The organism is Kitasatospora sp. NPDC059571 (genome assembly GCF_042735675.1).
Lineage (GTDB): Bacteria > Actinomycetota > Actinomycetes > Streptomycetales > Streptomycetaceae > Kitasatospora.
The window spans coordinates 1-9,437 of record NZ_JBHWBW010000309.1 but is presented as its reverse complement, the minus strand read 5'-3'; the positions used below and the strand labels follow the sequence as shown (position 1 = coordinate 9,437).

Annotated in this window: 11 protein-coding genes, 1 pseudogene and 1 riboswitch; all 12 genes and pseudogenes read right to left on the bottom strand. The window is 73.7% G+C overall.

All coding sequences use genetic code 11. The features are described 5' to 3' along the window. Window positions 1-81 precede the first annotated feature (81 nt). Window positions 82-1,122 carry a hemolysin family protein gene (locus ACFV0G_RS27325; protein WP_380553378.1) on the bottom strand — a complete coding sequence of 347 codons (1,041 nt, stop codon included), beginning with the start codon at window positions 1,120-1,122 and terminating at the stop codon, window positions 82-84. After that, window positions 1,119-2,459 carry a hemolysin family protein gene (locus ACFV0G_RS27320; RefSeq protein ID WP_380553375.1) on the bottom strand — a complete coding sequence of 447 codons (1,341 nt, stop codon included), beginning with the start codon at window positions 2,457-2,459 and terminating at the stop codon, window positions 1,119-1,121. Before ACFV0G_RS27320 ends, ACFV0G_RS27325 begins: the two co-directional genes overlap by 4 nt. Window positions 2,460-2,636: 177 nt before the next feature. After that, window positions 2,637-3,080, bottom strand: a complete 444-nt coding sequence (locus tag ACFV0G_RS27315) for a PH domain-containing protein (protein ID WP_380553372.1) — start codon at window positions 3,078-3,080, stop codon at window positions 2,637-2,639. 51 nt (window positions 3,081-3,131) lie between these two features. Further along, window positions 3,132-3,980 carry an ATP phosphoribosyltransferase gene (hisG, locus tag ACFV0G_RS27310; RefSeq protein WP_380553369.1) on the bottom strand — a complete coding sequence of 283 codons (849 nt, stop codon included), beginning with the start codon at window positions 3,978-3,980 and terminating at the stop codon, window positions 3,132-3,134. Window positions 3,981-4,026: 46 nt separating this feature from the next. Further along, window positions 4,027-4,299, bottom strand: coding sequence for a phosphoribosyl-ATP diphosphatase (locus ACFV0G_RS27305; RefSeq protein ID WP_380553366.1), 273 nt, complete (start codon window positions 4,297-4,299; stop codon window positions 4,027-4,029). A 77-nt stretch (window positions 4,300-4,376) separates the two neighbouring features. After that, entirely contained in the window at window positions 4,377-4,862 is a 486-nt protein-coding gene (gene ribH / locus ACFV0G_RS27300; protein WP_380553363.1) for a 6,7-dimethyl-8-ribityllumazine synthase, read from the bottom strand. Window positions 4,863-4,905: 43 nt separating this feature from the next. Continuing rightward, the gene (locus tag ACFV0G_RS27295) at window positions 4,906-6,165 is read right to left on the bottom strand and encodes a bifunctional 3,4-dihydroxy-2-butanone-4-phosphate synthase/GTP cyclohydrolase II (protein WP_380553360.1); all 1,260 of its coding nucleotides are present in this window, start codon (window positions 6,163-6,165) and stop codon (window positions 4,906-4,908) included. Continuing rightward, window positions 6,162-6,809, bottom strand: a complete 648-nt coding sequence (locus ACFV0G_RS27290) for a nicotinamide riboside transporter PnuC (RefSeq protein WP_380553357.1) — start codon at window positions 6,807-6,809, stop codon at window positions 6,162-6,164. Before ACFV0G_RS27290 ends, ACFV0G_RS27295 begins: the two co-directional genes overlap by 4 nt. Further along, the gene (locus ACFV0G_RS27285) at window positions 6,806-7,468 is read right to left on the bottom strand and encodes a riboflavin synthase (protein ID WP_380553354.1); all 663 of its coding nucleotides are present in this window, start codon (window positions 7,466-7,468) and stop codon (window positions 6,806-6,808) included. The genes ACFV0G_RS27290 and ACFV0G_RS27285 overlap by 4 nt, the downstream gene beginning before the upstream one ends. Before the next feature lie 162 nt (window positions 7,469-7,630). Then, window positions 7,631-7,758: riboswitch (FMN riboswitch) on the bottom strand. Window positions 7,759-8,073: 315 nt separating this feature from the next. Then, entirely contained in the window at window positions 8,074-8,490 is a 417-nt protein-coding gene (locus ACFV0G_RS27280) for a hypothetical protein (protein ID WP_380553351.1), read from the bottom strand. Beyond that, window positions 8,487-8,861 carry a hypothetical protein gene (locus ACFV0G_RS27275; protein ID WP_380553348.1) on the bottom strand — a complete coding sequence of 125 codons (375 nt, stop codon included), beginning with the start codon at window positions 8,859-8,861 and terminating at the stop codon, window positions 8,487-8,489. The genes ACFV0G_RS27280 and ACFV0G_RS27275 overlap by 4 nt, the downstream gene beginning before the upstream one ends. Window positions 8,862-8,927: 66 nt before the next feature. Next, window positions 8,928-9,437: pseudogene (locus tag ACFV0G_RS27270) on the bottom strand (ATPase); the annotation flags it as partial.

The window sequence follows — 9,437 nt, the reverse complement described above, 5'->3', positions numbered from 1 at the left end:
CGCCGCGCTCGCCTCGGGCTGTATCCTCTCGGCGTCCCCGGAGGCCCGGACGGTGCGTCCGGCCGCCTGAGGCGGCCCCGGTCAGAGCGCGGCGGGGCGGTGGTCCGGGTCGTGGACCTCGCCGACCAGCTCCTCCAGGACGTCCTCCAGGGTGACCACGCCGAGCTGGCGGCCGTCGGCGTCCACCACGGCGGCCATGTGCGCGGCGGCCCGGCGCATCGCCCCGAGCGCGTCGTCCAGCGGCAGCACGTCGCGCAGCACGGTGACCGGGCGGCGCAGCCGGTCCGGCATGGGCGCGTCCGGGTCCTCCACGTCGAGGACGTCCTTGAGGTGGAGGTAGCCGGTGACGGTGCCGGCCGGGTCGAGCACCGGGAAGCGCGAGTAGCCGGTGCGCACGGCCAGGGCCTCGATCTCCCGGGCACTCACCCCGCCGGGGACGGTGACCAGCTGCCCGGGGGTGAGCAGCACCTCGGTGACCGGGCGCTCGCCGAGTTCGAGGGCGTCCTCCAGCCGCTCCTGGCGCCGCTCGTCGAGCAGGCCGGCGTCGCGGGAGTCGGCGAGCAGGTGCAGCAGCTGCTCGCTGGTGAACACCGACTCGACCTCGTCCTTGGCGTCGACGCGGAGCAGCCTGAGCAGCCCGTTGGCGAAGGCGTTGAGGAAGCGGATGAACGGGGCGAGCACCCGGGCGAGCCCGTCCAGCGGCGGGCCCAGCCAGAGCGCGGCCTTCTCCGGGCCGGCCAGGGCGATGTTCTTGGGCACCATCTCGCCGATCACCATGTGCAGGAAGACCACCACGGCCAGCGCGACCGCGTAGCTGAGCAGGTGCATCATCGACGCGGGCACGCCGAGGGCGTGGAACGGGCCGTGCAGCAGGTGGGCGATGGTCGGCTCGGCGAGCGCGCCGAGCAGCAGCGAGCAGACGGTGATGCCGAGCTGGGCCGCGGCCAGCATGGCGGACACGTTGGTGAGCGCGTGCAGCACCGTGCGGGCGCGCCGGTTGCCGGCCTCGGCGAGCGGCTCGATCTGGCTGCGGCGCACCGAGATGACGGCGAACTCGGCGCCGACGAAGAAGCCGTTGCCGAGCAGCAGCAGGACGGCCGCGGCGAGCTGGAGGAAGGTCATCGGTCGCGCTCCTCGCGGTCGGCGGCCAGCTCGGGGTCGATCCGCTGGATGCGGACCCGGCCGGTGCGGTGCCGGTCCAGGGCGAGCACGGTGAACCGCCAGCCGGGCAGTTCGGCCTGCTCGCCGACGGCGGGCAGTTTGCCGAGCAGGTCGGCGATCAGGCCGCCGAGCGTCTCGTACGGGCCGTCCGGCGCCTGGAGGCCGATCGCCTCCAGCTGGCCGATCCGGGTGAGGCCGTCGGCGTCCCAGACCGGGAGGCCGTTCTCGGGCGGCATCGGGCGCAGGTCGGGGATGTCGGCCGGGTCGTGCTCGTCCTGCACCTCGCCGACGATCTCCTCGACGATGTCCTCGACGGTGACCACGCCGGCGGTGCCGCCGTACTCGTCGACGACGATGGCCATCGGCTGCTGACGGCGCAGCCGCTCCAGCAGCGGCTCGGCCGGCAGGGTCTCGGGGACGAGCAGCGGCGCGGAGGCGAGGTGGACGACCCGGGTGTGCGAGCGGCGCTCCTCGGGGACGGCGAGGGCGTCCTTGAGGGTGACGGTGCCGGTGACCTCGTCCAGGCTCTGCACGTAGACCGGGAAGCGGGAGAGGCCGGTGGCGCGGGCCAGGTTGAGGACGTCCGCGGCGGTGGCGTCGTGCTGGAGCGCGACGACGTCGATCCGCGGGGTCATCACGCTCTCGGCGGTGAGCTCGCCGAGGCCGAAGGTCCGCACGAAGAGCGTGGCGGACTGCTGGTCTATCGCTCCGGCCCGGGCCGAGTGGCGGGCCAGCGCGATGAGTTCGGCGGGGCTGCGGGCGTGGCCGAGCTCCTCCTGCGGTTCGATGCCGAGGGCGCGCACGATGCGGTCCGCGGAGCCGTTGAGGAAGGCGATCAGCGGCCGGCAGACGGCGGAGAAGACCCGCTGCGGGCCGACCACGGCGTAGGCGACCTGGAGCGGGCGGGAGATCGCCCAGTTCTTGGGGACAAGCTCGCCGATGACCATCTGCAGCACGGTGGCGCCGACCAGGCCGACGATGACGGCGGTGCCGCGGGCCGTCGACTCGGAGAGGCCGACCGCGGTGAAGACCGGCGAGAGCAGCACGGAGAGGGCCGGCTCGGCGAGCATACCGACCACCAGCGAGGTGACGGTGATGCCGAGTTGGGCGCCGGAGAGCTGGAAGGAGAGGTGCCGCAGTGCCCGGGAGAGGGCCGTGGCCCGGCGGTCGCCGGCCCGGGCGGCGCGTTCGACGGTGCCGCGCTCCACGGTGACGAAGGAGAACTCGGCGGCCACGAAGAGGCCGTTCGCGAGGATCAGCAGCAGCGCGGCGGCCAGCAGCAGCCAGGCGGTGATCACAGTGCCGCCCGCTTTCCCTGGCTGGAGGGTGCGGCGGCGCGGGTACTACCGGACGGATCGTCCATGGACGGGGAGTGTCACTCCTCTGGTCGGTACGGCGGCGGCCGGGACCTTTGCCCCGGCTTTACCAGCGTAGACGATTCGGAAGGCGTGCAACGGGCCCGGGGTGTCGGGCGCTCAGCGCCGCGCCGTCCCGCGGTCGTCGACCAGGTCGCGGAGCGCACGGGCGGCGCTGATCGCCTGCTCCCGGCCGGCCGCGGGCTGGATCCCGACGGCGGCCAGCGAGGTGCCGTCGGCGAGGTCGAGGACGACCCACGGGTCGCCGGCGCGCAGGTTGACCCGGACGATCTCGGCCCAGGCGAGCCGGCGGCTGCGCACGAAGTTGACCACCGTGACGCCCTCGTCGTCGGCGCTGACCCTCGGCCGGGCCAGCATCAGGCCGACCGCGGCGAACAGCAGCCCGCTGCTGACCATGGCGATCCGGTCGTTGGCCTGCCAGTTGGGCGGCATGGCGAAGGCGACGGCGGTGAAGACCGCCACCAGTGCGACGCAGATGGGCAGCAGGACGTAGCGGTTGCGGCGCGGCGACCAGGTCACCGGCAGCGGGGCGGGGGTGGACAACGCGGTGGCTCCAGGGTGCGGGCGGGGCCGGCCGGCCCCGCCCGGAACGAATCAGAGACGGCAGGCGTGGATGTTGGTGACCAGGATGGCCCGGGCTCCGATGCCCCACAGGTCGTCCATGATCCGCTGGGCCTCCTTGCGGAGCACCATGGCGCGGACGGCCACCCAGCCCTCGGTGTGCAGCGGGGAGACGGTCGGCGACTCCAGGCCGGGGGTGAGGGAGACGGCGTCGCCGACCCGCTCGGCCCGGATGTCGTAGTCCATCAGCACGTAGCGGCGGGCCACCAGGACGCCCTGGAGCCGGCGCAGGAACTGCTCCACCCGGGCGTCCTCGCCCGAGCCCTTGGGCCGGATGACCACCGAGTCGGAGATCAGGATCGGCTCGCCGAAGACCTCCAGGCCCGCGTTGCGCAGGCTGGTGCCGGTCTCCACCACGTCGGCGATCACATCGGCGACACCGAGCTGGACGGCCGTCTCGACGGCGCCGTCCAGCTTGGTGACGGTCGCCTTCACGCCGTGCTCCGCCAGGTGCTGCTCGACCAGCCCGGTGTACGAGCTGGCGATCCGCATGCCCTCCAGGCCCTGGACGTCCTCGACCTGGACGCCGAGCGGGCGGGCGAAGCGGAAGGTGGAGCCGCCGAAGCCGAGGGCCAGCACCTCCTCGGCGTCCGCGCCGGAGTCCAGCAGCAGGTCGCGGCCGGTGATGCCGACGTCGAGCCGGCCGGAGCCGACGTAGACGGCGATGTCACGGGGGCGCAGGAAGAAGAACTCGACCTGGTTCTCCGGGTCGACCAGCACGAGTTCCTTGGGGTCCTTGCGCTGGCGGTAGCCGGCCTCATGCAGCATCTCCGCCGCGGGACCCGAGAGAGAACCCTTGTTGGGGACGGCGATGCGGAGCATGAGAGGCGAGTCCTTCACTGTGGTAGGGGTGGCTGGCACGGAGTGCTCAGAGGTACGCGTACACGTCGTCGAGCGTCAGCCCGCGGGCGATCATCATCACCTGAAGGTGGTACAGCAGCTGCGAGATCTCCTCGGCCGTCTGCTCGTCCGACTGGAACTCGGCGGCCATCCAGACCTCGGCGGCCTCCTCGACGACCTTCTTGCCGATCGCATGGACGCCCTGCTGGACGAGCTGCGCGGTGCGGGAGGACGAGGGGTCGCCGCTGGCGGCCTTCTGCTGGAGCTCGGTGAAGAGCTCCTCGAATGTCTTCGAAGCCATGATGAGCTCACCATACGGGGTGCGGGCTGACCGACGGTAAACGGTTCCGGACCGTGGACAGTCCGGTGGGACAACCGCTACCGCCAGGGCTCCGACACCCCGCGCAGCGCCACCGCGGTGGCCACCGCGGCGGTGACCGCCTCGTGGCCCTTGTCCTCCGAGGAGTCCGGCAGGCCGGCGCGGTCCAGCGCCTGCTGCTCGTTGTCGCAGGTCAGCACGCCGAAGCCGACCGGGACGCCGGTGTCGACGGCGACCTGGGTGAGGCCCATGGTGGCGGCCTCGCAGACGTAGTCGAAGTGCGGGGTGCCGCCGCGGATCACCACGCCGAGGGCGACCACGGCGTCGTAGCCGCGCTCGGCGAGGTGCTTGGCGGCGACCGGCAGCTCGAAGGTGCCGGGCACCCGCAGCACGGTCGGCTCCTCGATGCCCAGCTCCTTGAGGGCGCGGTGGGCGCCGTCCAGCAGGCCGCCCATGACCTGCTCGTGCCACTGCGCGGCGATCACCGCGACCCGCAGGTCGGCGCAGTTCCTGATGTTCAGCTCGGGGGCTCCGTGGCCGCTCACGTGCGTACGTCCTCTGGTGTGTGGGGGTGGATGGCGGAGTGGATCAGGACTCGGAGTCGAGCCACGGCAGGTCGTGGCCCATCCGGTCGCGCTTGGTGCGCAGGTAGCGCTCGTTGTGCTCGCCGGCGCGCACGGCGACCGGCAGGCGGCCCTTCACCTTGAGGCCGTACTCGGTGAGCGCGGCCTGCTTGTGCGGGTTGTTGCTGAGCAGGGTCAGCGAGCGGACGCCGAGGTCGGCGAGCATCTGGGCGCCGATCGAGTAGTCCCGGGCGTCCGCGGGCAGGCCGAGGTCGAGATTGGCGTCCACGGTGTCACGGCCCTGCTCCTGGAGCTCGTAGGCGCGCAGCTTGTGGGTGAGGCCGATGCCGCGGCCCTCGTGCCCGCGCAGGTAGAGGACGACACCGCGGCCGGCCTCGGCGACCTGGCGCAGCGAGGCCTGCAGCTGCGGGCCGCAGTCGCAGCGCAGCGAGCCGAGCACGTCGCCGGTGAGGCACTCGGAGTGCAGGCGGACCAGCACGTCCTCGCCCTCCGGCAGCCGGCCCCCGGCGTCCAGGCCGCCGGCGACCAGCGCCAGGTGCTCGACGCCGTCGATGGTGCCCTTGTAGCCGACGGCGGTGAAGTCGCCGAACGCGGTGGGCAGCGTGGTGACCGCGGCCCGGTCGACGTGCAGCTCGGTGCGGCGCCGGTAGGCGATGAGGTCCTCGATGGAGATGATCGCGAGGCCGTGCTCGCGGGCGAAGGCGACCAGCTCGGGCAGCCGGGCCATGGTGCCGTCGTCGTTGACCACCTCGGCGATCGCACCGGCCGGGGCGAGGCCGGCCAGCCGGGACAGGTCGACCGCGGCCTCGGTGTGGCCGGGGCGGACGAGCACGCCGCCGTCGACCGCGCGCAGCGGGAAGACGTGGCCGGGCCGGGTGAGGTCGGCGGCCTCGGTGCCCGCCGAGGAGAGCAGCCGGATGGTGCGGGCGCGGTCGGCGGCCGAGATGCCGGTGTCGACGCCGTCGCGGGCGTCCACCGAGACGCTGTACGCGGTGCCCTTGCGGTCCTCGTTGACGGCGGTCATCGGGGGCAGCTTGAGCCGGTCGAGCTCCTCGCCGGTCATCGGGGCGCAGATGACGCCGGAGCTGTAGCGGATGGTGAAGGCGAGCAGCTCGGGGGTGGCGGCGGAGGCGGCGAAGACGATGTCGCCCTCGTTCTCGCGGTCCTCGTCGTCGACCACGATCACCGCGCGGCCCAGGGCGATGTCGGCGATGGCGCGCTCGACCGGGTCGAGGACGAGGTCGTCAGTCTGGTTGGCGGTCATGCCGTGGCTCCCTGCGGGGTCTTGGTGAGCGAGGGACGGGCGGTGCGGGTGCTCAGCCACCAGGCGCGCAGGCCGAGCAGGACCAGGACGAAGTAGATGCTGTAGGTGAGGCCGGAGAAGGCGTAGCCGCTGTTGAAGGCGAGCGGGACGCCCACCACGTCGACCGCGATCCAGGCGAACCAGAACTCCACCCAGCCGCGGGCCTGCGCGTACATCGCGGCGAGCGTGCCGACGAAGATGTAGGCGTCCGACCACGGGCTCCAGGAGAGCTCGGGGTAGGCCCGGAAGAGCAGCGCGAGCGCGGTGGTGCCCGCGGCGGTGGCCGCGACCAGGACGGCGCGCTCGGTCCAGGTGGCGAAGCGGACGGTGATGCCCCCGCTGTCGCGCCGGCCGCGCCGCCACTGCGCCCAGCCCCAGGCGGCGGTGGCGATGACGATCAGCTGCTTGCCGATCAGGCCGGGGACGTGGCCGCCGAGGTAGGCGGCGACGAGCACGGCGCCGGAGAGCAGCTGGACGGGCCAGCTGGCCACCGCGCGGCGCCAGCCGAGGGCGAGGGCGGTCAGCCCGAGCAGGTTGCCGATCATGTCGGCCCACTTCACCGGCTCGCCGAAGGCGGTGAAGGCGACCGAGGTCAGGGCGTTCACGAGGCGTCCTTCGCGAGGTGGTCGGGCAGGGTCCGGGTGTCGAGCAGCCGCTCGACGTACTTGGCGAGGACGTCCACCTCGAGGTTGACCGGGTCGCCGACCGACTTGGCGCCGAGCGTGGTCAGTTCGAGGGTGGCGGGGATCAGCGAGACGCTGAAGGAGTCGAGCGCCGCGTCGACCACGGTGAGGCTGACGCCGTCCACGGTGATCGAGCCCTTCTCCACCAGGTAGCGGGTGATGGACTGCGGCAGCGAGAAGCGCAGCACCTCCCAGCGGGGGGTGCCGTCCGCGTCCAGGTCGCCGGGTGCGCGGGAGAGCAGTTCGCCGGTGGCGTCGACGTGGCCCTGGACGAGGTGGCCGCCGAGCCGGGCGCCGAGCGCCATGGCCCGCTCCAGGTTGACCCGCGAACCGGGCCGCAGCGCGCCGAGGCTGGAGCGGTGCAGCGTCTCGGCCATCACGTCGGCGCTGAACTCGCCGCTGCCCGCCGCGAGTTCCTCGGGGCTGTCGACCACGGTCAGGCAGACGCCGTTGACCGCGATGGAGTCGCCGTGCTTCGCACCGGAACAGACCACCGGGCCGCGCAGGCGGATACGCGAGGAGTCGCCGATCTCCTCGATGGAGACGACCTCGCCGAGCTCTTCGATGATGCCGGTGAACACCCGGGTTCTCCTCGCGCTTGGGGCGCGGACTCCGGGGCGGCATGGGAGATGACGCGGACGGCGGCGCACCGGCGGCCCCTCGGCACGGCACCTTCGCCGGGCGGAGCCCTCCTGCACACCTGCACCACGGCCCGTGCCCGGGCCATGGCCGTACTCGTCCGCCGCGCACGCCTCCCATCCGGACTTTAACCGTCGGTCCAGGAATTTCACCTGGTCAACCGGCCGCTGGCTGCGGACGGGTCGCGGACTGTAACCGCCGGTTCGGATTTTCACCGACCCCGGAGTGCGCTGAACGTCACTACTTCTGCCGTCATTCTGCCATGATCGGCGGCATCGCAGCAGGGGGTGCGGCTGTGGCCTGTTTCACTCCGCCACCGTGCGGTCACCGGGAATAGCCGCGGCGGGGGGGCCCCCCCCCGGGGGGGCGGGGGGGGCCCCGCGGCCCCCCCGCCCGCGCGCGGGCCGGGGGGCCCCCCCCGCGGCGGGCCGCCCCGCGGGGGGGGGGGGGGGGGCTGTTTCCCCCCCCCCCGGGGCGGGCCCGCGCAAAGCCCCCCGGCCCCCCGCCCGGGGCGGGCCCGGGGGCGCGGCCCGCGGCCGACACGGCGTCAGGGGCGCGGCAGGTGCACCTCCCTGGCGTGCCGCCGCTGCAGGGCGCCGTCCCAGTCGCCGGTGCAGTAGACGGAGAGCTCGGTGATCGCGCCGTCGGCGACGTCGGCGCGGAACATCTCCCGGCAGTACCAGTCCTCGCCCCCGCCGTGCCAGCGCTCCTCCAGTTCGAGCACGAAGCCGGTCGGGGTGGCGTCGAGGCGGCGGCGCGGCACGGTGCCGATCCCCGGGTGACTGTGGCGGCGCATCGCCACCAGCGCGTCCCGTCCGACGGCCTGGAGCCGCCACTGCGGCATGGTGAAGTCGCAGAAGGCGTCGTCGGCGAACAGGCCCTCGGGCGGGACGCCGGTCTCCAGGAACACCACGAAGGCGTCGGCCAGCTCCTCGACCGTGCCGGTCCGGGTCGTGGTGGTCATGCCGTCACCTCCGCCAGGTTGCGCGACACGACGGCCATCGTCCGCTCCAGCTCGGCCGCCGGGCTGAACTCGATCAGCTCGGTACCCGCGAAGACCAGCGGCAGGTGGCCGGGGGCGCCGTAGTAGGCGTCGCCGGCACGGAACTCCTCGTCGTGGTCGGCGTAGCGGAAGACCACCCGGCCGCTCAGCACCACGCCCCAGTGCGGGCACTGGCAGCGGTCGCCTGGCAGGCCGCGGAAGAGCTCCGCGGGGTCGGCGTCCTCCCGGTAGGTCTCGAATCCCACGGTGTAGCCGTCGAGTCGGGTGTAGCGGGCCTCGATCACCGGTTCGTCCACGACGACCGGCGACTCGGCCTTCGATGTGCGGGGCATGGTCGGCTCCTCCTTCTCGGGTGCCGACGGGGCGTGCGGACCGGCCGCACGATGTGCCGCCGCGGGTCACAGCCGCCAGTCGGGCCGCCGTTCGGGCCGGTACTCGCAGAGCGTCCCCGTCCGCACCGCCGTCGACAGGTGCCGGGCCAGCTCCGGGTGCACCTCGGCGATCCGCCCGACGGCGGTGCGGATCCGCGCGGTCACCGCCGTCCTGGCCCGCTCGGCGGCCGACCCGGTGCGCCGCACCCGGCCGCCAAGCCCGTACGCGGCGGAGAGCTGGGCGACCAGGGCGTCCCGCTCGACGGCGATCCGGGCCGAGCGCTCGCCGTCCCCCGCCGCGTCGGCCTCGTCCGCCTCCGCACCGAGCTCCACCAGCCGCCGCCGGTACGCGGCGCGGGCCGTGGCGTCGATCGCCTCCCCGGTGTCGGCCGGTGCGTGCAGCACCGCGAGGTCGTGCAGGCCCTTGCTGTCCGCCACCCGGACCTCGCGGCCGGCGTAGCGCAGCAGCCACAGGCCGCCCTCCCGGCGGAAGACCTCGGCGCCGTCCGGCGGGGGCGGCGCTGCGCCGTCGGGTGC